A 23,330-nucleotide genomic window follows, 5' to 3' on the forward strand; every position below is an offset into this window, starting at 1 on the left:
CTTTGGTGAGTGCTGTGTTTGTCAAGCGAAAAGTTGACCACTTTGCTAATCGAAAAGTTGACCACCCCTGGCGTAGCGAGTCTGGTGCCTGGCGGAGGCCCGACAGGCCCCTCACAGCTGGGCTGCAACTCGTCTTTGGCTCTCTCGGAATCGGTAGGATTCGCCTTCAAACAGCAGGATGTGGGAGTGGTGGGTCAGTCGGTCGAGGAGGGCTGTCGTCAGCGTCGCGTCGTGGAACACGTCCGTCCATTTCGCGAACTCCAGGTTCGTCGTGATGAGGATGCTGCCCTTCTCGTACCGCTCCGCACAGAATTGGAACAGTAGTGGCCCACCTTGAGTTAAGGATACATACCCTAACTCGTCCAAGCAGACCAGGTCGTACTTGTCCCACGTCCGAAGGTATCTGGGCAGTCGGTACTCTGACTCTGCCTGTAAGAGCTCCTGGACCAGCTGCATGACGGTGATGAACCGCACTCTGTAGCCCGCTGAGATGGCGGCCAGCCCGATGGCTATCGCAATGTGCGTCTTGCCCGTTCCGCTAGCGCCCATGCAGATCACGTTTTCCTTGGCCCGAATGAAGTCTCCTCCCGCCAGGTGCACAATCCGCTGCTTCTGCAGCGTCGGAATCGCGGTGAAGTCGAACTCCTGCAGGGTCTTGTGGGCGGGAAACCGCGCCTGTTGGGTGTAGGCCTGCAGCCGACTGGCCTTCCTCGACTCAATCTCCTCGGCGAGGCAGGCGGCAAGGTACTGGACGGGGGAGTGGCTGTGCACTCCCGCCTCCCTTGCCAGCGCCGCGTACGCCTTGCGTAAGCCCGGCATCTTCAACTCCTTGCAGTAAATCTCCACCATGGCCGCGTGTACGTCGTCAGACATCAGTGGACCACCCCTTTCGTCAGTGCGTCGTATCTGGACGGATTGGGCTGCGCGAGGCGATACATTTGCAAACTGTCTGGCACGATGCCCGCGGATTCCGGTGAGGTGCGTAATAGATGCCGCTTGCTCTGGTTGGCTGTAACGACATCCGGCCCAATTTCCTCAATCGCTCGCAGAATGTCCTCCGCTCGCCAGACCTGGTGCAGCATGAGGATGGCTACGAAGTCCTTGTATCCATCCGGTCTGCTGTTCGCCATCCGGACCCGGATGCGTTGGTACACCTCCGGTAACTGCCGGACGACCGCCGCGTGCGTGGCGGCATGTGGTTTGTAAGCCAAAACCGGCAGATAGTGTCCGAGGTCCATGATGGTCTGTTGACGCTCGTGGCTCCTGGGGTGACTGGCCACCACCCGTTCCCTGTCGAGCACCTCAATCCGCTCGGCATACACCCTCAACAGCAGCGTCTTGCCCACGTATATGCTGGGGACGGAGTAGCGGTTGTGGTCAAAGCTGACGAGACACAGCTTGTTCACCGTGACGGGCCGTGTGGTAGCGCAACAGTGAGGGCGCTCCGGCAGTGCACGCAGCCCTGCCCGCTCTTGCTCCCAAGCGGACCACCGTTTGCCACGCTCTTTCTCGCACCACTGAAGAATCAGGTCGTTCAGGGGATCCAGGTCGGCCACGTCAGGAACGGGAACACACGTATGGCGGCGGACGTAACCAACGCCGTTTTCGACGCTGCCTTTCTCGTGTGGTTCACCGGGACGGCAGAATTCGCTGTCGAACAGGTAGTGGGCACGCAGGTTGGACAGAAGCACGTGCTCCTCGCGGGCGGGGCCAGCCAGGATCTTGGTAACCGCGGTTTTTGGGTTGTCGTAGCGAACACTGCGTGGCACGCCACCGAACCATTCGAATGCGCGGCGGTGACCCTCGAGGAACGCTTCAATCTTCTCCGTAGAGAAGGCACAGGCAAAGATGACGCCGCTGTACCGCAGCCGCATGACGAACAGGCTGACCTCCGTCTTCTTGCCGTTTATCTTCACAACGACTCGCCCGAAGTCGGCCTGCGCCAGCTCACCGGCGTCCGAAGCAAGTGGGATATACGCCTCCTGCCTGCGTTTTCTCAGCCTGCTTACCCAGTACCGGACGGTGGATTCAGCCGCGGTGAACTCCTCGCCGTACTCCTCCTGCAGCCGCTCGTAGATTCTTGAGGACACATACCGCTGTTTCTTGGGGGCTCCCGCCTTCTCCTCCTCCTTAAGCCAGGACTCGATGACGGGGATCCATCGTTCCATAGCCGGGCGGGAGCGGGGTTTGGTCAACCGATACTTGGGGATATCAGCGTCGGCCAGCATCTTGCGCACTGTTTGTCGCGACACTTGGCATTGCCGGCTGATTTTACGTATCGACCACCCGTCCACATAGTACCGCTTTCTGATATACTCCTTGTCGACCATCTCGAGCACATTCCTTTCCTCCTGTCCCCCCAGAGTTCGGACCAAACTCCAGGGTACAGGAAAGAGGTGCCGGGGTGGTCAACTTTTTGGTTGTCAATGTACCCCCACGTGGTCAACTTTTACGTTAGCAAACACAGTGGATCATACCTGTATGGGATATCTCGAATGTGCCGGAAGCGGTGACCATCTTGAACTGCAACTGCGAACTTCACTCCATCACCCGTCCAGCCAGTGCAGCTATTAAGGGCTTTAGCCACGTGACTATCAACGTATCTAACCTAGAAAAATCCCTTCGGTTTTACGTTGAAATCCTCGGTATGAGGCTGGTTCACCACGGCCGCAAGGATGCCTATCTTGAGTGGGGAGCGGCATGGATCTGTCTCCAAGAGAGACCAGAACTTACGCCACAGAGACAGCAAATCGGGGTCGACCATGTGGCGCTCTACATAGAGCCCGACCAATTTCGTGCGGCGGTGGAGGTTCTCCGAACAGCCAATGTTCCGATTGTGAGGGGTCCGGTTGAACGTGGTGGCGGTTGGACGGTAAATTTTCTCGATCCCGATGGCACACAGCTTGAGTTTCACACAGGTACTTTGGCGGAACGGATGAAGGTGTGGAGGTGAACGACGGCTTACGTTAAAGGACATCAAGATTTCTGGCCGTAAGGAAACAAATAGACATTAATGGTGAAAGGGCGTCCGAGCATGAGAAAGGTGGCCATCATTGGCTCGCCAGGAGCCGGCAAGTCGACTTTTGCACGTCGACTTGGTGACATCACCGGAATAGAGGTGTTCCACCTTGATCGGCTGTTCTGGAAACCAGGTTGGGTCCAGACACCAAGGGAAGAGTGGATCTCTCTCCAACACCGTCTGGTGAAACAGGGGTCTTGGATAATTGATGGAAATTACGGAGCCACGATGGACATTCGCATTCAAGCTGCGGACACTGTGATATTCCTCGACATCCCACGGCGTGTGTGCCTGTGGAGAATTGCAAAGAGGATCATCCGTTCTCACGGTCGAACGAGGCCCGACATGGCTGAAGGATGCCCCGAGAAGATTGATCTTGAGTTTCTTCGATACACATGGAGGTTTAGACAGCGGGAGCAAGCGAAGATTGTCAAGCGGTTGGCAGAGGCACGTCGACAAGGGAAGCAGGTCGTTTGGTTGAAATCGAGGCAGCAAGTCGAAGAGTATTTGGCTGCGTTACAACAGTGCTGATTAGCAATCACCCCCTTTACGGTCGCCGCCACGTTGCATTGAACACCTGGCCTTTCACGTGTTCTTGTGCTCACGTCGACGAGGTCACGTATCTGCTCCGACGACGTGACGGAGCATCTTGCGAGGAGCGGCACCCACATGCCGGCGGGTCGGATTTACTTCTCCGGCCCTATTAGGGCGGGTAAGATCAAATTGAGGCGCATCTGTGAGGTCCGCCAAGGTTGCCCGTCTGCGCAGCCCTTCTTATAGGCAAGTGTCCTGGCAAGGCTGCTGGGTTCCTCGTCACGAATGCGATCTTTTTGAAGATGCAAAGGTGTGACACGGTGTCACATCTTGGGTATTTGCTGCACCAGGCTTGGCCCCACTGGCCGACGACCAGTGCAACATGGCCTCGGCCTGCGTGACGAGCATCAACCACGTGAGTACCCGTGAAGCTCATCGCTACTCATATGCAGATACGTTTGTAGATCGTTCCAAAGCACATCTCCCTGCTGATCGAGTGTCCAATACGCTCGATTCCCGTATGAAAGTATCCGACATCCCGCTGCCTGGAGGTGTGCATCCATGAGTGTTTGATTCGACGAAGAAGTGAATTTGAGCTCATAGGAAACCCCGTTGTCCATTGGACAACTGGTCGGCCCAGGCGGCGCCGGCGAAAGCTGCCCGATATCATGATACAGTTGTCTTGCTTGAGGAGATGGTAATTGAACATGAAACGACGGGTCTGCATCGTGATATTGTGTAATGGTGACCATAGTCGGCTCCGCCGTTGGTGTCTGTGAAGCACTCTGTTGGGTTCCGCAGCCGGATAACAAGACCAGCGAAAAATACAATAAGCTCCGCTTCACCTGACCACATCCTCGCATGTACATGGTAGGCTATCTACAGCCTGGTTGATCACAACAGACTGTTCGAGTGTGGACCTCGATGAGATACACCTAAACACCGGGTGCTTGAATCCTATTCACGCCAAGAGATGTTCCTTCATTAACGATCAGATGTCTGCTTTGATTTGAATACGGCGAATTGCATCCATCACAGCCTGCACTCGCACAGCGTCATCCATCGTCGGCAGATGGGGGCAGTGTAGACCACCAATGGCCTTGGCCAGTTCGTCGTACAGACGCCACTGAGCATGGATGTACCCTTCAATCTCCTTGGGGAAGGACGATGCATCCATGAGTGGCTCCAATTGTACCGGATGAAATTGTTTAGTTTGGGCTGTCGCCATCGTCAGTTCGTGTCCGTTTATCCTCAAGGTTCCTTCCGTCCCGATAATCTCAATCTGTAGTGGGCGACCCACCGCCGCAACCGTGCAACTGACCGCACAGGTTGGTCCACTCTCGAATCGACCGATGAATGAGAAACTGTCTTCGGCAGTTGTACCCACCCAGTCCAGTCCACTTTTTCGCCTCGGGACGTGGTTCACCGTTTGCCCCTGAATGATGGCAAACGGTCCGAACCAATGACAAAGGGCGTCGATGATATGCGATCCGATGGCACCAAGCATGCCACCGCCTTCTTCGGCCAACCAGTGCCACGATGCTTCGCTCTCCCGGATCTGCGGCCAAAGGGGCCAAACTTCCGACCAATTCACCTGGATGATGTCCCCCAGTTGGCGACCGTTCAGGATCCGTTGGACAGCCTGACGCTCCGGCAGATACCGCCACTCGAAGTTCATCGCAGCAACCCTGGCGCTTCCATGCGAGACCTCGGCCATCCTCTCGGCCTCCGATCCGTTAAGGGCAGGCGGCTTCTCGCAGAGTACGTGATGCGAGGTGGAAAGCGCATGCTCCACCATTTCCGCATGAAGACCGGGTTTGGTGGCGTATTGAACCCGACTTTGTCAAGACAGATGGGATGGCTTTTAAGAGAGAAATGAGAGACTTGCAATTCAGATAAAAACCGTCTCACGCTGCGTTTTGTTGCATTTTCCAATTTCTGAATTCCAACGGCGAGCGATAACCTAGTGCGGAATGTGGTCGGTCCGTGTTGTAAAAGTGAATGTACGACTCAATCGCCGCTTTCGCCTCGGCAAAGCTGCTGTATTCCTGCAGCCAGACCTCCTCCTCCTTCAGCGACCGGAAGAATCGCTCGATGTATCCGTCAGCATCAGGGTTGTTGTACCCCGTCCGCTCGTGGTTGATTTGGCAGGCCTTCATCGCTTCGATGAACCGTCGACTCGTCATCTGGCAGCCATTGTCCGTTCGTAATGTCAAACCGGCACCTTGAACGCCATTCGGGAAGCGATAGTTCAGCGCCATATCCACAGCCTTCAGCAGGTCCTCCGTACGGCAGAACCGGGAAAACGAGTACCCCACAATCTCCCGGTCATAAGCGTCAATCACGGCAAACAGATATCCCCATCCGTCTTTCCCACACCACACCTTCGTCATGTCGCACTGGAAATGCTCGTTGGACCTGGTGACCGGTATCTTCCCTCGCCGTTTCGCTCGTGAAGCGCCCTTCCTCGGAGATTTCACCAGCAGCCCCATTTCCTTCATCAGCCGATACACCCGCTTATGGTTCACCCGCAGGTTGTATCGGCGACGCAGCATGACTTGGATTCGCCGGTATCCGTACGTGGGGAATTCTTCGCACAGTTTCCGAATCCACTGTTTGACCAGAGCGTCCTTGTCCACAGGAGGCCGGTTCGGCTTTGGCACAGGCGGCTTCAGCAAGCTGTAACAGTACGTCCGGTTCAGCCCTAACGCTTTTGCAATCACTGGGACCGGAAACCCTTCTTTGGCGAGCTGACAGACCAAAGAACGGCTATTTACTTCCGGCCCCAATTCGATTTTTTTCGCAACACATCCACCTGCATCGTAAGTTCACCGATCTTAGCCCGAGCCTCCTGCAACTCCTTCTCCAGCTCCTGCTCCCTCGTAGAGGGTCCGGACTGAAGTCCAGCCCGTCCACCAGCCAGGAACGCTTCACGCCACCTGTAATACAGACTCTGGGCCACGCCATGCCGCCGACATACCTCGCTGATGTTCGCACCGGGCATCATGCCCTCGAGCACGACGTTCATCTTTTCGTCCACTGTCCACTTACGTCCCGGCATCACAAACACCTCTGCTTCATCTTAACCCATCCCTTCTGTCTGGGTTGACTCTGGGGCAAGTATAGTGGCAATCACAATCAAATCCAATCCACCGGCGTTCATCATCTGTCGCCAATCATCGTACGCATTCGGTATGCCAAGATCGACGGCCACGTCTGTAGCTCGTCCAGGACGCATACTGGCAATGGAAACGAGATCGTACTTAGGGTGCTGTTTGAGAATTGGGGCATGGACGGTGGCACCGAAACCGGTCCCAATGATGCCAACACGTATCGGCATCGCAAAACTCCTTTCCTCGACTGTAACACCACGAGATATTCTATTTGAACTATCGCATACCCAGGCGGTACGGTAAACTTTTCTATATCGATGATGGACCTTGACGAGGGGCCCTCATGAAAACATCTATTCCTTAAGAGGGAGTCCATTTGGCTACATTGATGAATTCATATTGGAACGCCAGGTACGCAAACGGCCGCATCTGGGGTGATGATCCATGTCCCTCCGCTTTGATGGCAAACGAGCATTTCAGATCGGCGAACGTGAAAGATCTGCTCGTGCCGGGTTGTGGGTACGGCCGGAACAGTGTTTTCTTTGCAGAAAAAGGCTATCGAGTAACGGCGTTTGATGTATCTGATGTCGCTATCGAACTGGCCACTGCGCAGGCTAGGGAACGTTCTATCGACATCGATTACGCAGTGGGGGACATTTTTGACGCCGCATTTCTGACTGGGAAGGAGTTTGACGGGATATATCTGTCCAACGTGCTTCACCTGTTTTTGGCAGCCGAACGGGACAAACTAGTCCGTCGACTGACTTCACTCCTGAAACGAGGCGGTACTTTTGCGTTCTCTTGTATTTCAGTTTTCGACACGAACAACTACGGGATTGGCCCTGAAGTTGAGCCGAATACATTTGAGAAACATGAGGGAAAGCCTCTGCATTTTTTTGATGAGATAGAGATTCGGACGATGCTTGAAGCGGACTACAAGATTTTGGAACAGAAGCTTCATGTTCAAACTGAAGCTGACCCGAGTGGCGAGACCGAGGATTTGCAGCTCTGGTTCGTAGCTGCACAAAAGTTGTAGGCGAATCGAGGTATCACTTCGACAGTACGTCTGTTCAAATTGGTGGTGGAAGGCATGAAGGTAGTCAGCGCATGCTTGGCAGGATGTAAATGTCGATACGACCAAAGAGCAGCGACGGGCCACGATATTGAGGCGATGGTTCGTTCTGGAGAGGCGATATCAGTCTGCCCTGAGCAAATGGGAGGTCTACCTACGCCAAGGAATCCCGCCGAAGTTGTCGGCGGTGACGGATTTTATGTGCTCGACGGGAGAGCCAAGGTCATCGACTCACAGGGCAATGGTGTTACCGATGAATTTATTCGTTGTGCTGAACAGGCACTTCGACTTGCACAAATGGTAGTTGAGGTGGTGTTCCGCAGGGTCTGCGTGCAAAAAACCGCTGCGGTTTTCTGGGCTTTTGGACTTCGCATATGGCGCCCTTAAAGGTAAGTTTGCATCTCAGACTTTTATGAAACAATTAACTGAGAATGGATAGAGAGAGGGAGGAAGTGGAGTGGAGTATATTTTTGAACGGGTAAGTTTCGAGGCGTTGAATCAAAACCACGAAAACAAAAACGTATTTATTTCGGTCGGGAAGAGGATTTGGAACTCACGGTGGACGGCGGACATTTCCCTGCTGCTGGTTGCTCTCATCTGGGGAACCACGTACGTTGCCTCGAAGGATGTTGTCTCATCCGTACCCGTTTTACAGTTCCTTTTCATTCGGTTTGCTCTGACAACCGTTCTCATGCTGCCGCTGACGTTCGGTGCCATTCGACGGGCTGACCGCTCAACGTGGCTCACCGGTCTTGTGTTTGGCCTGTTTCTCTTAGCAATCTTTACATTAGAGACGTACGGGGTGGCGAATACCTCGGCTGCCAATGCCGGATTCATCATTAGCTTGTTTGCTGTGATGGTTCCCCTGATAGACAGCATCGTTTACCGCAGGCGGGCGAAACTAGGGCTTCTTGGTGCTGTCGTGTTATCCGTCTTGGGCACGGCTTTGCTCACGATGCGTGGGGCTCAGATTCATGTCAATCTTGGAGACTTGCTGGTTCTTGGAGCGGCACTCTGTCGAGCGAGCCAAATGACGTTGACGAAGAAAATGACGGACGGGAAACAGGTGGATTCCGGGGCGCTCACCACTATCCAGCTTGGCGTCGTTGCGATTGGATCCGGCGTTGTGAGTATGTTTCAACACCCATCTCTTACAGGCTTAACGCTTTCGTTTTGGCTCATCACAGGGTATCTTGCAGTTTTTGCAACGATGTTCGCATTTTTCATCCAGATGACTATGATTCGGCGGACGTCGCCTGCTCGAGTGGCGGTTCTGATGAGTAGTGAGCCTGTATTTGCGGCCGTGTGTTCCGTGCTGCTTCTTGGAGAACATCTCTCCGTTGTAGAGATGGTGGGTGGGTTGTGTATCGTGGCCGCCATGCTATGGGGGAGGAGGATTTCTTAACAATACTTTGGAAATCTGGAGCGACTCAAATCGTCCATCGTAAACATACGATCGTGCGTACCAAGCGAAACACTGCACAGCACGATTTACGTTATTCGTGGATCGCTGATAGGCCCAGTGATGGTTCGATGCTTGACTGGCGACGACAAAACGACAGAAGTATTCACTGAGCCAAATGGAATGAGGCGTTTGATCAGATCTTCCAAATGGCCAATGGAAGATACGACGGCTTTCATGATAAAGCAGTCACTCCCGGTCAAGCGGTGGCACTCGAGGATTTCATCCATATGCTGAATGGTCTCTGTCAGTCGATCGTAATTGCCACCGGATGTTGTCATCCGAATGGACACCATCATCGTCGCACCAAGCTTAAACGGGTCAACCGCTATATGATATCCGCCTGAATCCGTGACAGGGTACCTGTCGAGCACTCATGCGGCGTTTATCTTGCATCGAACGGGCTGCGACTGCATTGGTGCGTGGAGCGATTCCATCGAATTCAACCGTAAGGGAACGCCAGTTCCCGCAGAAGCGAATAACTTCCCCGGCCTGTTCATCGTCAGGCTTTGTTCCCAGGCCACAAGACGGCACATGTTATACGAAGGTCAAATACAAACGGCGAAACACAGGGAACCATCGGTTCCCATGCCCCAACTTCAGTTTGCTCTGCCTGGCATGTCGGACTAGTTTCGCAGCCAAGGTCATCAAGTTCTGAATCACCGTCCGGATACGACGACGTTCTGCCTTCTTACGCAGAGGTGCATCGTTGCGTTTTAGGCTTTCCTGGCCAATCACCCTCAGCAAGTTGTAAGCCATGCATACAAAATGCAGTACCAGGTTGTTGGTTGCGAACTTGCCTGACGGTAACCGTTCAGCGTCCAGATCCGTCTTGATTTCGCTGTGGAACTGTTCCATCACGGCGTGGTCATGGTACAGACGAATGATCACATCTGGGTCGTCGGGCAGTGAGGTCCAGTAGGCGTCGACCTCGATGTCTGGGACCAACAGGGTTTGCCCGTCGGCCATGGTGGTCCGTTCGATGACTTCGAATACCATCCGAACTGGTTCCGACAGGCCCTTGACCGGGCACATCAGCGAACCGTGATACACTTTCTTGCCTGGCCGAGGTTCGTGGCATACACCGTGCTGCTGGGCGGTCACGAGCCAGGCCTGGGGGCTTTCCTTTCGCAGATTCCGTTTGATAATGAACTCGGCCCTGCTGTCCTGAGAACGACACACGGCAAGGTTTTCTGCACTGTCATTTCCGGCATCCATGCGAACGAGCAGCGGAAGGGCTGAAATCTGCTTTGCGTACTGAATACTCTTGCGCAAGAAGGCCGCTGTATCCTTTTGAACATGGGTACTGCCTTCACGCAGCTGAACATTGACCACATAGCCCTCTTGGCCGAGGTAAGCAAAGATTGGGGCGTATCCATCGTGGCCTTTGTACGTGCGGGAGACGCCTTCTTTTTTCGTTCCCGAGTTATCAAATGGGCTCACGTCAAGGTCCAGGGGAATGTAAGCCCGGCGTTTCGATGACTCACCCAGCACAATCGGATGCAGTGTAACATTCAGGGTTCTCAAGAGGTTTGCGGACTCTTCGAGTAAAATACTCTCCCAGCCGGCCTTTCCGGCGGCCATATCCAAACGCTGGCGCAGCGTTGGGCTCGAAGGCACGCTGTCCATCTGTAGTGCGATCGTGAAAAACTCGTCATCACGAAAGGCTTCGATGTGGTCAAAGTCCGTCTTGCCTTGACAAAGCAGGCCGATGTATGAGTACGCCACATCACGGTTTGAAATGTCTGGTTTTCCCATGCCTGACAGGCGAGTCCGATTCAGGCGTTCACCGAGAGTGGTTTTGTCCAGCAATAAACCGACAAGGGTCATTCCAGAATGTGTGACAATGACTTCGTCGGATTCTTCGATGATAAAGCGCAAGGGGGTTCACCTCTGAGGTGAAGGGGGATTGAAGGGAACGGACATCCCAACGATCCCGATTCTACACGACAAATCACAAGTGCTTCAGTAGTTTTTACACCTGCTTGTCACGGATTCAGGATATCCGGTAATAATCCCATCTTCCTCCAATCTCCTTACACGTTCCGCAACGGCCGGCGCCGACATATTGAGGCGTCGCCCCAGTTCGCTGTACGACAAACGGGCATCATTCTGAAGCTCAATTAAAATTCTCCAACTCACCTCATCAAGTATACTTTTCAATTCGAAACTCACCTCACAATTTACCTTCGATGCTCATGCCGAATCCTTGATTTAACTTCAATGTTACATTCGTTTTTGCAGTCCGGCAATGTAGCCTAAAAGTAAGAGGAACCTTGTCGAGTGAGGTGGATATCCGTGGCTCAACAACTAGAACATGCTTCAGAAGAATACATGACACAGAATACAGTTGCACTGTTATGGCCTGCGGTGACATTGCTCATTGGAATTTTTGCTATCGGCATGGACGAGTTGGTGATTTCACCATTGCTGATTGATGTGTCAAACACGTTCCACAGTTCATTAAGCGTCACGGCGCTATCGGTGAGCATCTACGGTCTCACGATTGCCATTTCTGCACCCATTGTTTCTCCACTTGGTGACCAAATCCCACGCCGTACACTAATGTTGGGTACATTGGTTGGATTCATTGTGGCCTCAGCAGTTTGTGCTGTTGCGCCCAACATGCTCGTTCTGCTTATCGGAAGAGCATTGTCCGGGATGGCGGCAGGTGCCTTTGTTCCGTCTGCATACGCATACGTAGGTGATAGCGTCCCCTTTACGCATCGGGGAAGAGTTATGGGTGTGGTACTGTCTGGTTGGGCGGCGGCACTGGTGATCGGTGTGCCCTTCGGTGGATGGGTTGGCGGACAATTGGGATGGAGAGCTACCTTTGTCTCAATTGCCATTCTCGCTGTAGTTGCCACATGCCTCATGTTTCGCCTTCCGCAAGTTCATGCGGTCACAGATTCAAGTGTTCAGGCACGGGAACATCAGAGTTTTATGCAAGCCTGTTGGAAAGTGGTTCAAATACCCGGCGTTTTGCCACTCGTATTTGTGACATTCTGCGATATGTTCGGCTTTTATGGGGCCTATACCTTTTTGGGGAGTTTCGTTCGCTCCTCACAACACTTTGGAACGGCAGCAGCCGGTGAACTTATCATACCATACGGAATCGGGTTTGCTTTGAGCCCCTTGACGGGTCGTTTCGCCGACCGCTTTGGTCACCGCAGGTCACTGCTTATCGCACTGTTCCTATTGGCAGCCGTTTTAACCTCACTTCCGCATCTAGGTCAGAGTGTCCTCTTTCTGACGCCGGTGCTCCTTGTCTGGGGTATTGGACAAAGCACTGCCTTGACGACCCTAAGTACACTTTTAACCGAAGCCTCCCAGGAACATCGTGGACAGGTGATGGGGTTATACAGTTTCGCAACCAACATGGCGGTGGCTTTGGGCTCCTCGCTGATGGGATCCATTTACACAATGTACGGATATGTATCTGTCGGCATGGTCTGTGCGGTCATCTCACTGATAGGGGCCGTATTAACAATTACTTTGCGAGACAATTGATCACTTGCGGTCATTGGTACTCTCCAGTGCAAATCAGTAAACCGTCGCAAGTTCGTCCATAGTGATTGTGAATTCTGTATACTTTAGAAAGGTAAATCCATGGTCTTGGAGAGTGGAATACCGTCATGATTGAATGGGATCTGTGGGTGAATCGCCTAAGAAAAGTGGAACCATCCGCCGTGGCGATATTGTTGTTCGGTAGCCGAGCCCTCGGAAACGAGGGTCCGTATAGCGATGTGGATCTTCGAGTGATTACGGCTCGTGAGCCTGAGGTACGTGACCGAATCTATTTCGAGGAGTATGGTGGACGGCTTGTCCATTTTTCCATCGGCAGCCGGTCTATTTCTGAGTTGATGCGTCTTTGCCAGGACCCTGAGCGTTGGGCATGGATGAAACCGACTTATACCTCGGCCAAAGTGTTGTGGGACTCCACTGGGATCTTCGATGTGTTGAATCAGATCATCGAGGCGAACACGCCGAAGCGTTATCCCTACGTGGAAGACTTACAGTATGCTCTCGAGACCCTTGTCGAGTACGTTACGAAGGTAAAAAACGCTCATGCTGCGGCGGATTTCGCTCGTGCAGCCTATTTCGCCCAGAAGGTCGGCGAGTACGCATGGCGCACATGCCGAACATATAGTGAATCTCCACGTCTCATGGCTGGGGAGTCCCAAGCATTTGAGGACCGACTTGAGATTGGGAAAGATATTCCTGGATATGTCGAAAACATCGAGGTTTGTCTAGGATTACGGCCACACACCCGAACCATCGACGACATTCTATTCGCCAGTGTCAGACTTGCTGTGGGGGTAGTGGACTGGATTCACACAGTGGCTCCACGTCTAGAGATCTCCGTTCCCTCCTTGAATTACTTGATTTGGGGAAGATTCGACAATACCTTCTGCAGGACATGTGAATATCTTGGGAAGAGGTATCTTGAAGAGCGGTGCGGAGTCGACGAATTCCCTCCTCATCAGCAACTTGGGCGAACTCGCACAAGGTCAATCGGATATATGCACATATCCGGGAGAATTCCTTCGCCTACACGTAATAGGAGACAGCGAACGAAACTATATTGCCCAAAGGCTGTATAACAAAATGGGTGGAAATTGAACAGGTGGGGAAGTGTCATGAAGATTAGCAAGGAGACGGCCGACCACTACATCTGGGGAGAGGTGTGTGATGGTTGGCACCTGTCAAAAGGTGAGGACCTGAGTGTCATTCATGAAAAGATGCCGCCGGGCACCGAAGAAGTTCGGCACTATCACGAGCGGTCTCGGCAATTTTTCTTTGTGTTATCCGGGACGGCCACACTTGAGGTAAATGGGCAAATTGAGACATTATCGGCTCACGAAGGAGTCGAGGTTCCTCCGGGGATTCCACATCAAATGATGAATCGAACGGATGGGGACGTGGAGTTTCTTGTGATTTCACATCCGACGAGTCGAGGAGATCGAATCCTGCTTTAACAGGGGAGGGATTGTGTAGGCAAGGAGATGACTATGTAACCAGAACTGTTCCTTGAAACTCCTAGTGTACATGACTGCCGGGATATACGCATATGGGTCTAACCCGGCCTTGTTATGTAATGTGTATGGTTAAGCTTCTTGGCGAACAGTTTTACCTGGTTTGTCTTGCAGAGACTTCAGGTAGTCGTTTACGGTGTCAATCGGCCTCCTTCCCATGACTCGATACCCTCGACTGGGTCGCTCGGTGTTGTAGTGAATCAGCCATGCATCCAGGTCGGCCTGTAGCTCCTCGACGGTCTCATAGAACTTCTGCCTTAATGCAATGCGGAAAAATTCGTCCAACACGGTCCGATTGTAGCGTTCCATGAATCTATTGGTCTGCGGTCTGCGTACCTTTGTCCTGCGGCGTTCAATGTCGTTGAGGGCATGGTATAACTCGTACGGGTGTGTGTCTGTACCGCAGTGGAACAATCGGGCGTCGTTTTACTATAAAATGGATGTAAGAGGCTAGGAGGTGGCTTGCGAATGAGACAACGTGTCTTTATTAGTAGTGTTATTTCCGGTTACGAACATTATCGCCAAGCAGTTGCTGATTCTGTAGATTACCTGGATCGACACGGGTTGTCCTTGCAGCCTTGGCGCATGGAAGTAGACAAGCCTGCACCAAACAATGAACCGCAGACTGCCTGCTTACATGAGGTGAAAGCTTGTCCTATTTACATCCTGTTAGTGGGACCACGATACGGATTCGTAAACCCCGCCTCGGGAATTTCTGCGACACATGAAGAGTTTCGAACTGCTGTCACGGATCCCACAAAAACGATACTCGTGTTCGTGGAAGAGTCAGACGTAGAATGGGACGAGGAGCAAAAGGCGTTCCTCCAAGAAGTTGGGGATTACGTTAAAGGTCGGTTCTATAGAAAGTTCACCAATGCATTCCACCTGCAATTGGAGGTTGAACGGGCATTTCGGGAATTGTTCGCTACTGGAGAATGGGCACCAGAAGTGTGGAAAATACGTGAGTTGATTCAGGAAGAGAGCAAACGGCTTGCTATGCCAGACAGATACATGTCGTTGATTGCATCTCCATCGGTACGAAATCGAAATGCAGTACAACTCAACAGTGATTTGGAAAAACTACTTCTCCAATCGCCGGAGATGACTGAACCCCGTCTGTTAGAACTTGGGTCTTGGAATTCGGATTGTCGGGTCTCTACGGATTGGATTGAAGCCACAAGCCTCCTTCCATCTCCACAATCACACAATCCTTGGGCGATATTGAGGGTTTATCGCACCGGGCATGTTCTCCTCAGCACCATCACCGTATTTACGGACATTTCGGGGCATCTTGAATTGCTTGGTGCGAAACTCCAGAAGACCTTATGGAGTTTCCTTCATGTCGTCCGCAGTTTGTGGGATAAATATCAGGTTATTGGCAATCTAGGACTTGATCTTGGCTTTCATACGAAAGAGCATTCCCGTATTGAACCCGACTTTGTCAAGACAGATGGGATGGCTTTTAAGAGAGAAATGAGAGACTTGCAATTCAGATAAAAACCGTCTCACGCTGCGTTTTGTTGCATTTTCCAATTTCTGAATTCCAACGGCGAGCGATAACCTAGTGCGGAATGTGGTCGGTCCGTGTTGTAAAAGTGAATGTACGACTCAATCGCCGCTTTCGCCTCGGCAAAGCTGCTGTATTCCTGCAGCCAGACCTCCTCCTCCTTCAGCGACCGGAAGAATCGCTCGATGTATCCGTCAGCATCAGGGTTGTTGTACCCCGTCCGCTCGTGGTTGATTTGGCAGGCCTTCATCGCTTCGATGAACCGTCGACTCGTCATCTGGCAGCCATTGTCCGTTCGTAATGTCAAACCGGCACCTTGAACGCCATTCGGGAAGCGATAGTTCAGCGCCATATCCACAGCCTTCAGCAGGTCCTCCGTACGGCAGAACCGGGAAAACGAGTACCCCACAATCTCCCGGTCATAAGCGTCAATCACGGCAAACAGATATCCCCATCCGTCTTTCCCACACCACACCTTCGTCATGTCGCACTGGAAATGCTCGTTGGACCTGGTGACCGGTATCTTCCCTCGCCGTTTCGCTCGTGAAGCGCCCTTCCTCGGAGATTTCACCAGCAGCCCCATTTCCTTCATCAGCCGATACACCCGCTTATGGTTCACCCGCAGGTTGTATCGGCGACGCAGCATGACTTGGATTCGCCGGTATCCGTACGTGGGGAATTCTTCGCACAGTTTCCGAATCCACTGTTTGACCAGAGCGTCCTTGTCCACAGGAGGCCGGTTCGGCTTTGGCACAGGCGGCTTCAGCAAGCTGTAACAGTACGTCCGGTTCAGCCCTAACGCTTTTGCAATCACTGGGACCGGAAACCCTTCTTTGGCGAGCTGACAGACCAAAGAACGGCTATTTACTTCCGGCCCCAATTCGATTTTTTTCGCAACACATCCACCTGCATCGTAAGTTCACCGATCTTAGCCCGAGCCTCCTGCAACTCCTTCTCCAGCTCCTGCTCCCTCGTAGAGGGTCCGGACTGAAGTCCAGCCCGTCCACCAGCCAGGAACGCTTCACGCCACCTGTAATACAGACTCTGGGCCACGCCATGCCGCCGACATACCTCGCTGATGTTCGCACCGGGCATCATGCCCTCGAGCACGACGTTCATCTTTTCGTCCACTGTCCACTTACGTCCCGGCATCACAAACACCTCTGCTTCATCTTAACCCATCCCTTCTGTCTGGGTTGACTCTGGGGCAAGTATAGGAGCATAAGCAACATCCGGCAACTTAGAGAGCGGTTGTCGTCACAATACGCCGTTGCATGCGACACGCCACAAATCGCTGTGGAGGAATGACAGGTGCTCAAAACCCTTTCTATGGACAAGCATCAAATTGCCGGCGAAATAGGTCTTGCCTTTTCGGGGTTGGTTAAGTCGTTACCCGTCGCACAATACTCACAGACCATAGTAGGAGCTGCCCGCCGTAAGGTGTACCATCGACTGATGCAACAGCATTACAGGTTCAAGTCCTTGTTGGCGGGTTCTCGCCTTTTGTCGACCCCAGCAGCGACTCTACTCATGCAACAGCGGGAACCAGAATTCGAGCTAATTGCCCAGCGGTGGAGGCTGTGGATGGATGATTTTCTCTCTTCGACCGGGGGACATCTGAATGCAACCATCAATGCCTTCCCGCTGGCGGCCACAGAATTACTGGGACGGTGCCTGTCTATGGCGCCCCTTCTGCTGCCTAGGCCAAGCGAATGCATCTATCTCGAGGATGGCGAATGTGGCGTTGACTGGTCATTGTACTACCGGCAATTATCAGCCATGCTGGACGACATGGAAGACGATATAAAGTCCTTGCGTCGTCATTTCGAGCAGGTGCTTCCCAAAATGTCATGGCCGCCCTTTGATGAAGAGCTGGCCACCGCTAGAGAAGCCCTGGCGTCCAGACTGACCCAGACGGATTACACTCATGTTCCGTTCACAGTATCGAACCTGTTGCCATATGTCCGGCAAGTGCATGCAAGCAACGCTCCGTTTCTCTGGCGTGACATCCTGGCTGCGATGGGCCACGACTCCATCGAAGTGACGGATCGGACAGGAGACGGTAACAAAGACTTGGTATCCACCTTTCAAGGTGAGACTTACTACACGCAGGTGAAAACAGTTGGAAACCCAATTGGTGAGGAGGCGGTACGTCAGTTCGCATCCACGTGCCGCACGTACCAGGTGAAACGAGGGTACTACGTGACGACTTTCAGATATGCTCGTGATGCCCAGTATGGACAGTGGCCCCAACTGGCGCCGCAGCGAAAGTCAGAACTCAGAGACATGTATGGCGTTGGTGCCACCTATAAGGCGCATCTCCAAGACGAGATCATGCAACAGCCACGCATTGCACATATCGAGCTGGTCGACGCACAGGCGCTTGCAGGTTATGCCGTGAAATATCGATTGGGGTCGACTCCGAGCGGGTATATAGACACCAATTACTGGGGCAACCTAGCCGCTCCTGGCTTTCGTAAGGCCAACCCGAAACTGTCACTTACTTTGCCCTCCACCCTGTAATGATCTTAAACCGGCGATGTTTATCATAGATCCTCGGTTCCCCGACCGACGGATCCGTTTCTTCTTTCACGGGTTCCGTTATGTTGACTGTACACGACTAGCTGTGTCCCTGCACTTCCTATCTTACGGTAAACACTACTTGGGGTGATTGTACGTGGAAATCCGGCCAGTGAAGACAAGTGGTACATTGAGCACCTGATGGTCATAATCTTGCGTGTTGGCGCTGCCCATGGCACATCTAAAGCAAAAGAGGATTACCGCAGCGGACCTCACCTAAGCCACCTTCTCCTGCCCCTACGCTGAGTGAGCGAGTACATCGTGTTGTGTTACACACCAGCGCATGGTAACTTCTATACCTCACTCCTTGGAAATAGAGGTACGCCTCCTCAATCGCCCCCTACACATCTCAGATTGACTGCCACCAATCGTTCAGCCGACGAACCGAGTGGACAGTTACTTTGGAGCGGCGATGGTCCCGTTACATACCAATAGTGCACCATAGTGTACTGGTGTACCGGTGCACCAACGTTCTGTGGGTCGAAATTATGTACCGGGACCGCCAGCGCAGTCCCACATGTCAGTCATCCCTCCCGTCGCATTGTCTCCTCAAGTTCCTCGTTGATCCGGAGTTGGAGCATGTGGAGAATGCTGTATCCCGTCTCCTTATGAACCCGTTCAATCTCTCCCCAGTCACCCATAATGACAACGTGGTAGCCCGATACATTGAGACGCCAAGCCGGATCCGAGGGGGTGCGTAACCTTTCTACAGTATTTCCTCGCTTAAACAAATGCCTGGTTGTCGGAAGATATCCAACCTGCGATCCCTCAACATAATATCGGAGCGCTTGTGTAGCAATGCTGACAACGGTAGTTTTCGCCAGAAGATCGGTGACCCCTTGCCACTGTTCCAATGCCTCATCCTTTGATCCTGTAAACCTCACACCTTCCCCACCTCTGACCTTGACAAGTTCAAAAGTCGGGAAAGCCGTCGGCAACTTTGTCATGGCTGTTTTCAGGCTGTGTCGGTTCCGCCAGCCTACCACAGGGGTCAATCCCACCGGACACAGTTCTTCCTGTACGGTTTGGCTAACCTCCTCGATAAAGCGTCGATATTGATCCATCATGCCGAGAAGGTCAAAGGCCTTCTCCATACCGCCAAGCCACAGTCGGTAAAAATCCTCCTGCATCCACTGCGCCCGTATCTGCTTGTCATCACCCTTCAGTCGCAACCAGGCGATGTTCTCTACCGACTCCGGATCCAGTCCAGCTTTCTTCCTGCCAAACATGCTCAGCCCTCCTTCGTAACCACCTCTTGTGGTCGTGGGACTGAGCGTACGAAAGGTAGCTTTGACTGTGCAAGTTCCTGTCCGGAATTGGTCTATCCAAGATTACGGAGTGTGATCGTGAAAGCGAATAGCGTACCACTGAGAAAACTCCGTTGCGACAATCCGCTCACCTGTGATCCCATCTGATTGTTCCGACGCCAAGAAAACGATCGATTCCGCCATCACTTCCGGACGTAGCAGCGGAACCTTGATCTGCGCCTTCAGTTCTTCAGGAATCATCCCGGTATCCGTGGCACCGCCCGGTAACAAGATGTTCACCGTGACTCCATACGGCAGCAAGTCCTCCGCCATGATGTACGACAAGGATTCCGCCCCGGCTCGAGACGGTCCATACGGCACAAAACCTCGACGGCGCATCGTCTCGTGATTCATGGAGATGTTGATGATCTTTCCATGACGCTGCTTCACCATCATCGGTGCGAAACCACGGGCCACAAGGAAGTACCCTGTGAGGTTCGTGTCAATCACATTGCGGAAGCCATCCGGCGTCACTTCAAAAAACGGCAGAGGTTCGATCATGAACCGGGGATTTACCGTCCTCATCCCGATCCCCGCATTGTTGACGAGCACGTCCAACCTGCCCCACTTCTCCTGAACCCAAGTCACCGCATCGCTCACTGACTCTTCTGATCGTACGTCCAGCGGCAGCTTGTACGCATCGTATCCAGCCGCCACAAGCCGTTCTACTTCCGTGTCCAGTTTCGCCCCCGGTCGAGACGCCATGGCGACAGACGCTCCAGCCCGAAGCAAAGCTTCCGTCATAGCAAGCCCCAGTCCACTCGACGCACCGGTCACGACGACACGTTTGCCAGTCAAATCAATTGGATCCATCCTGCCCGCCGCCATCATTTCGATAATGCGTCGATGATTTCGTCCACCGTCCGGGATCGTCCGATCCTCGGGAAAATTTGCTTTAACACGTAGTCATGCTCTTCCTGACTCAATCCGGTCATGGCGTCGACAGCAAACACCTGATTGTAGCCGTGTTGGTAGGCTTCTCGTGCTGTGGTGTCCACGCCATATCCCGTGGCAATACCGCAAAGTACAATCGTATCGATACCCCTTCTGCGCAGCTGAAGATCCAAGTCCGTCCCATAGAAGGCGCCCCATTGATGTTTGGTCACCACATGATCATGGTCGGTCACGCCGATTTCCGGGACGATTTCAGACGCATCCTTTGGCCGATCACCAGATCCCCAACGTGGCGCCTCATCCGCATTGGGCCTGAGCATATCCTTGCCGTCCTTGGATGCCACTCGCACCAAGACCACGAACGCCCCCTTCTCCCGGAACACATTAACCAGTCTCACTGCGTTGCGAACAACTTCCTTCGTCGAATACGGCACCCCGTTGAGTGCCACAACGCTGTTTTGCAGATCAATCACGACGAGCGCCGTTGTGTGGGGGTTCAAGCGTTCGAGATTAGCCACGTGGACCACCTCATGTCCGTATTTGCTTCATGCAATATGGTACACCAAACAAACACCCGGCCACTTGATAGCGACCGGATGGAGCGAGTGAATCATCGATTCCGCATACTTGGCAGGTACTTTCTATATGCGATACTGTTCCCGCACGTAATCCATAATCCCCAGCTTCTCTAGCCGGTCGACGGGAGCCAGGAATGTCGCTGTGACCACACCTGGGTGCCGCCCGATCTCGATGGATCCTGTAATGGTCGCCCGATTCTTGACCTCGGGCACCGTCATGCCAAGAAGCCGTGCGGCACGTTCAAGAGCGTTGTCAGTCGCCACGTTCAGATTTTCGCCCGTGCCAACGAAGGACACCGGGGCCGTCTCCTCGATCTCGGTAAGACCCCATTTCTTTCCCTCCTCCAGCGCCAACCGCTTTTCCTCCTCGGTCAACGGTTTCGCCAAATACGGAAGGTCCTCTTCATTCGGTAAAAGTATGGGGCCGTCAATGTTCAACCCCTTGATGACATGAACCTGTAAGGTGACGATCCCCGACACATCGCACGTATGGCCAGCAATCTCACCGTCCCCCTGCAAGGCGTGCATATCGCCGACGTACACGCCGCCGCCAGGCACCTTCACCGGACAGATCAAGATGGCGCCTTCCCGTACCCGGCTGATGTCCATATGCCCGTCTGTCTTGGCCTCGTTCAGCTCCTCCTGGGTTACTGCGAACTGGTGCGGGGCACCTACCAAGAAGAAACCGAAATCGCCAGCGTTGTGCGAATCGGGGAGCGGCCGTGAAGGCGTGGTGCCAATTTGTCCGAGGAACGGCCGCAACCTCGTGACGGCGCCCACAATGTCATGCGGAGCGAATGTGACAATCGGATTCTGAATCGAGTTCGGCGGAATGGCCATGAACGTTCGTCCGTTACGGGCAATGCGTTCGGCCGCCTCTCTTGGCAGTGTGACGCCGAACTTTCGGTTCGCATCAAAGGCAACCGTGTACCCGTTTGTGAACTTGAAGGGAGCGGCGTCTGCACCGCAGTTGGCGCAACGAATGGCCGAAGGTCCGATACCTTCAATCCGTGTTTCGGGATACATGGTCCCGCATTCTGGGCACTTGGCAGCACAGAACGGATCACCTAAGAAGCTGCCTTCCACCGTTTGGTCGTTGCCCGACGCTGTTGCGATGGATGTGACTTGGATCGACTTGATGCGAATGGCAATTGCGTCCCCGACCTCTGCACCTTCGACATACACCGGTTGGGTTACTTCATGGCCGCCACGAAGGGCCGGGGTAATCATTGGTCCCCAACACCCCGGAGTGGTATTGGCCACAATGTGCCCTCCATCTCGGACAGGACCGAGCATGGGCCTAGAAGGGTCGAGCACCCCATCCGTAAATGTGTTCACGAAAACCGTTTCACTACACTTTCGCAGCTCCACCTTTAAGCCACCTCCCGCATATATCTTCATACTATTGGGCTCGTAAAACAAGAAGATCTCGAGCATCTTCATTTGCCGCCGCCCCCTTTCGGCCAGTGGGGTGGTGGGGGGGTGACGCAATGACGCATGATGACACCAAGTAGCCGAAAGTCCTCTTATGTCCGTCGTATATGCTTGATTTCTTGTTTTTTGTGTCACATCCGTCACATGTGTCATTGCTAAATCACACGACAGGGGAGGTAAGCCCCTGACAAAAAACGGGCCCGTCGGACATCACGCTCGTTCCGTGATGGCAGGACGCCATGTATGCCGCATACCTGGATGACGTAGCACAAAATGGCGGTAGCCCCCTACCAGGCCTGCCGCAGGGACACCGGGACCGGGAGATACATCCGACGGCTAGCCCGTGATGTAGACACCCTTACAGTGGTTTCGCCTCGGCCAGAATCTGTTCTCGAAAAGCCGGGTGCAAGTTCTCCTCGGTCAAGAGGTCCACCCGTATCCCAAGTAAGGCCTCCAAATCCTGTTTCATCCCAATCCGATCCAACAAATTAGGTTCCTCAAAGTCGACCAAGAGGTCCACATCACTTTCGGCCGTTTCGTCCCCACGTGCTTGGGAGCCGAAGATGCGAACATTGTAGGCTCGGTATTTGGCGGCGACTTTCAGAATCTCGTCTCTGTGTTCGTGTATGCGAGGGTCCACATACCTTTCTCCCATTCAGCTTCAGTGTCACACCCGAACGGCATGCGATACCGGTAGTGGCCTCCACTAAGGCATGAGTTAGTCTAATATGCATCTCTCCCCGCTAGTTAGAACTTGCTTATCTAACAATGATCGTTGTCCAAAACCTTCTCGC

Annotated in this window: 26 protein-coding genes and 2 pseudogenes; 10 read left to right on the forward strand and 18 right to left on the reverse strand. The window is 53.3% G+C overall.

The genetic code is table 11. The annotated features are described in order from the left end of the window. Positions 1-111 precede the first annotated feature (111 nt). Together istB and istA are read right to left on the reverse strand one after the other, a co-directional pair. Entirely contained in the window at positions 112-873 is a 762-nt protein-coding gene (istB, locus tag N687_RS0100145) for an IS21-like element helper ATPase IstB (RefSeq protein WP_029419939.1), read from the reverse strand. After that, complete coding sequence (istA, locus tag N687_RS0100150; protein ID WP_231493555.1) at positions 873-2,330, reverse strand: IS21 family transposase; 1,458 nt, start codon at positions 2,328-2,330, stop codon at positions 873-875. The genes istB and istA overlap by 1 nt, the downstream gene beginning before the upstream one ends. Before the next feature lie 239 nt (positions 2,331-2,569). On the opposite strand from istA, the gene N687_RS0100155 reads away from it, so the two are divergent. Together N687_RS0100155 and N687_RS0100160 are read left to right on the forward strand one after the other, a co-directional pair. Then, a complete protein-coding gene (locus N687_RS0100155; RefSeq protein ID WP_035462585.1) occupies positions 2,570-2,953 on the forward strand; it encodes a VOC family protein in 384 nt (127 codons plus the stop codon). Between the two features lie 81 nt (positions 2,954-3,034). Next, positions 3,035-3,550: a DNA topology modulation protein gene (locus N687_RS0100160; protein ID WP_029419942.1), complete on the forward strand. Its 516-nt coding sequence runs from the start codon at positions 3,035-3,037 to the stop codon at positions 3,548-3,550. Between the two features lie 994 nt (positions 3,551-4,544). Here N687_RS0100160 and N687_RS0100165 read toward each other — a convergent pair. The 5 genes and pseudogenes from N687_RS0100165 to N687_RS0100180 form a co-directional block, all read right to left on the reverse strand. After that, complete coding sequence (locus tag N687_RS0100165) at positions 4,545-5,270, reverse strand: Gfo/Idh/MocA family protein (RefSeq protein WP_035461953.1); 726 nt, start codon at positions 5,268-5,270, stop codon at positions 4,545-4,547. After that, positions 5,259-5,366, reverse strand: a pseudogene (locus N687_RS25005) (Gfo/Idh/MocA family oxidoreductase); the annotation flags it as partial. The gene N687_RS0100165 and the pseudogene N687_RS25005, both read right to left, overlap by 12 nt. A 94-nt stretch (positions 5,367-5,460) precedes the next feature. Then, complete coding sequence (locus tag N687_RS0100170) at positions 5,461-6,342, reverse strand: IS3 family transposase (protein WP_029419944.1); 882 nt, start codon at positions 6,340-6,342, stop codon at positions 5,461-5,463. Then, positions 6,327-6,614: a transposase gene (locus N687_RS0100175; protein WP_029419945.1), complete on the reverse strand. Its 288-nt coding sequence runs from the start codon at positions 6,612-6,614 to the stop codon at positions 6,327-6,329. The genes N687_RS0100170 and N687_RS0100175 overlap by 16 nt, the downstream gene beginning before the upstream one ends. 21 nt (positions 6,615-6,635) lie before the next feature. After that, the gene (locus N687_RS0100180; RefSeq protein ID WP_029419946.1) at positions 6,636-6,893 is read right to left on the reverse strand and encodes a Gfo/Idh/MocA family oxidoreductase; all 258 of its coding nucleotides are present in this window, start codon (positions 6,891-6,893) and stop codon (positions 6,636-6,638) included. A gap of 149 nt (positions 6,894-7,042) precedes the next feature. Here N687_RS0100180 and N687_RS0100185 point away from each other — a divergent pair, with 149 nt between their 5' ends. From N687_RS0100185 to N687_RS0100190, 3 genes are all read left to right on the forward strand, one after another. Further along, positions 7,043-7,702, forward strand: coding sequence for a class I SAM-dependent methyltransferase (locus N687_RS0100185; protein WP_029419947.1), 660 nt, complete (start codon positions 7,043-7,045; stop codon positions 7,700-7,702). A gap of 54 nt (positions 7,703-7,756) precedes the next feature. Next, entirely contained in the window at positions 7,757-8,125 is a 369-nt protein-coding gene (locus N687_RS22670) for a DUF523 domain-containing protein (RefSeq protein WP_081841024.1), read from the forward strand. 70 nt (positions 8,126-8,195) lie between these two features. Further along, positions 8,196-9,143: a DMT family transporter gene (locus N687_RS0100190; RefSeq protein ID WP_081841025.1), complete on the forward strand. Its 948-nt coding sequence runs from the start codon at positions 8,196-8,198 to the stop codon at positions 9,141-9,143. Positions 9,144-9,229: 86 nt separating this feature from the next. On the opposite strand, the gene N687_RS22675 is transcribed toward N687_RS0100190, so the two are convergent. The 3 genes from N687_RS22675 to N687_RS22680 all read right to left on the reverse strand — a co-directional run bounded on the left by N687_RS22675 (position 9,230) and on the right by N687_RS22680 (position 11,375). Then, entirely contained in the window at positions 9,230-9,499 is a 270-nt protein-coding gene (locus N687_RS22675) for an Lrp/AsnC ligand binding domain-containing protein (protein WP_156039981.1), read from the reverse strand. A 238-nt stretch (positions 9,500-9,737) separates the two neighbouring features. Next, positions 9,738-11,081, reverse strand: coding sequence for an IS1380 family transposase (locus N687_RS0100195; protein WP_029419949.1), 1,344 nt, complete (start codon positions 11,079-11,081; stop codon positions 9,738-9,740). Between the two features lie 84 nt (positions 11,082-11,165). Beyond that, positions 11,166-11,375 (reverse strand): Lrp/AsnC family transcriptional regulator, encoded by a 210-nt coding sequence (locus tag N687_RS22680; RefSeq protein WP_081841027.1) that lies wholly within the window; start codon positions 11,373-11,375, stop codon positions 11,166-11,168. Positions 11,376-11,498: 123 nt separating this feature from the next. Here N687_RS22680 and N687_RS0100200 point away from each other — a divergent pair, with 123 nt between their 5' ends. The 3 genes from N687_RS0100200 to N687_RS0100210 all read left to right on the forward strand — a co-directional run bounded on the left by N687_RS0100200 (position 11,499) and on the right by N687_RS0100210 (position 14,179). Beyond that, positions 11,499-12,710: an MFS transporter gene (locus N687_RS0100200; RefSeq protein ID WP_156039982.1), complete on the forward strand. Its 1,212-nt coding sequence runs from the start codon at positions 11,499-11,501 to the stop codon at positions 12,708-12,710. Between the two features lie 125 nt (positions 12,711-12,835). Next, positions 12,836-13,804 (forward strand): nucleotidyltransferase domain-containing protein, encoded by a 969-nt coding sequence (locus N687_RS25345; RefSeq protein ID WP_029419951.1) that lies wholly within the window; start codon positions 12,836-12,838, stop codon positions 13,802-13,804. Positions 13,805-13,840: 36 nt separating this feature from the next. Next, complete coding sequence (locus N687_RS0100210; RefSeq protein WP_029419952.1) at positions 13,841-14,179, forward strand: cupin domain-containing protein; 339 nt, start codon at positions 13,841-13,843, stop codon at positions 14,177-14,179. Positions 14,180-14,308: 129 nt separating this feature from the next. Here N687_RS0100210 and N687_RS21770 read toward each other — a convergent pair. Then, positions 14,309-14,641 (reverse strand): annotated as a pseudogene (locus N687_RS21770) (integrase core domain-containing protein); the annotation flags it as partial. Positions 14,642-14,704: 63 nt separating this feature from the next. Here N687_RS21770 and N687_RS21775 point away from each other — a divergent pair. Next, positions 14,705-15,733, forward strand: a complete 1,029-nt coding sequence (locus N687_RS21775) for a DUF4062 domain-containing protein (RefSeq protein ID WP_051662816.1) — start codon at positions 14,705-14,707, stop codon at positions 15,731-15,733. An 8-nt stretch (positions 15,734-15,741) separates the two neighbouring features. Here N687_RS21775 and N687_RS0100225 read toward each other — a convergent pair whose 3' ends face one another. Both N687_RS0100225 and N687_RS0100230 read right to left on the reverse strand, forming a co-directional pair. Continuing rightward, positions 15,742-16,623, reverse strand: coding sequence for an IS3 family transposase (locus tag N687_RS0100225; protein ID WP_029419944.1), 882 nt, complete (start codon positions 16,621-16,623; stop codon positions 15,742-15,744). After that, positions 16,608-16,895, reverse strand: a complete 288-nt coding sequence (locus tag N687_RS0100230) for a transposase (RefSeq protein WP_029419945.1) — start codon at positions 16,893-16,895, stop codon at positions 16,608-16,610. Before N687_RS0100230 ends, N687_RS0100225 begins: the two co-directional genes overlap by 16 nt. 159 nt (positions 16,896-17,054) lie before the next feature. Between N687_RS0100230 and N687_RS0100235 the strand changes: the two genes are divergently transcribed. Next, entirely contained in the window at positions 17,055-18,266 is a 1,212-nt protein-coding gene (locus tag N687_RS0100235; RefSeq protein WP_029419954.1) for a restriction endonuclease, read from the forward strand. A gap of 581 nt (positions 18,267-18,847) precedes the next feature. Here the strand turns inward: N687_RS0100235 and N687_RS0100240 are convergent. The 5 genes from N687_RS0100240 to N687_RS0100260 all read right to left on the reverse strand — a co-directional run bounded on the left by N687_RS0100240 (position 18,848) and on the right by N687_RS0100260 (position 23,191). After that, positions 18,848-19,552, reverse strand: a complete 705-nt coding sequence (locus tag N687_RS0100240) for a hypothetical protein (RefSeq protein WP_029419955.1) — start codon at positions 19,550-19,552, stop codon at positions 18,848-18,850. Between the two features lie 102 nt (positions 19,553-19,654). Further along, complete coding sequence (locus N687_RS0100245) at positions 19,655-20,461, reverse strand: SDR family oxidoreductase (RefSeq protein WP_331280111.1); 807 nt, start codon at positions 20,459-20,461, stop codon at positions 19,655-19,657. Then, positions 20,458-21,042 (reverse strand): hydrolase, encoded by a 585-nt coding sequence (locus N687_RS0100250; RefSeq protein WP_029419957.1) that lies wholly within the window; start codon positions 21,040-21,042, stop codon positions 20,458-20,460. Before N687_RS0100250 ends, N687_RS0100245 begins: the two co-directional genes overlap by 4 nt. 123 nt (positions 21,043-21,165) lie before the next feature. Next, entirely contained in the window at positions 21,166-22,503 is a 1,338-nt protein-coding gene (locus N687_RS0100255) for an acetamidase/formamidase family protein (protein ID WP_051663510.1), read from the reverse strand. Positions 22,504-22,894: 391 nt separating this feature from the next. Continuing rightward, positions 22,895-23,191 carry a nucleotidyltransferase family protein gene (locus tag N687_RS0100260; RefSeq protein ID WP_029419959.1) on the reverse strand — a complete coding sequence of 99 codons (297 nt, stop codon included), beginning with the start codon at positions 23,189-23,191 and terminating at the stop codon, positions 22,895-22,897. Positions 23,192-23,330 lie beyond the last annotated feature (139 nt).

The sequence above is a fragment of the Alicyclobacillus macrosporangiidus CPP55 genome (assembly GCF_000702485.1).
In the GTDB taxonomy this organism is placed as follows: domain Bacteria; phylum Bacillota; class Bacilli; order Alicyclobacillales; family Alicyclobacillaceae; genus Alicyclobacillus_H; species Alicyclobacillus_H macrosporangiidus_B.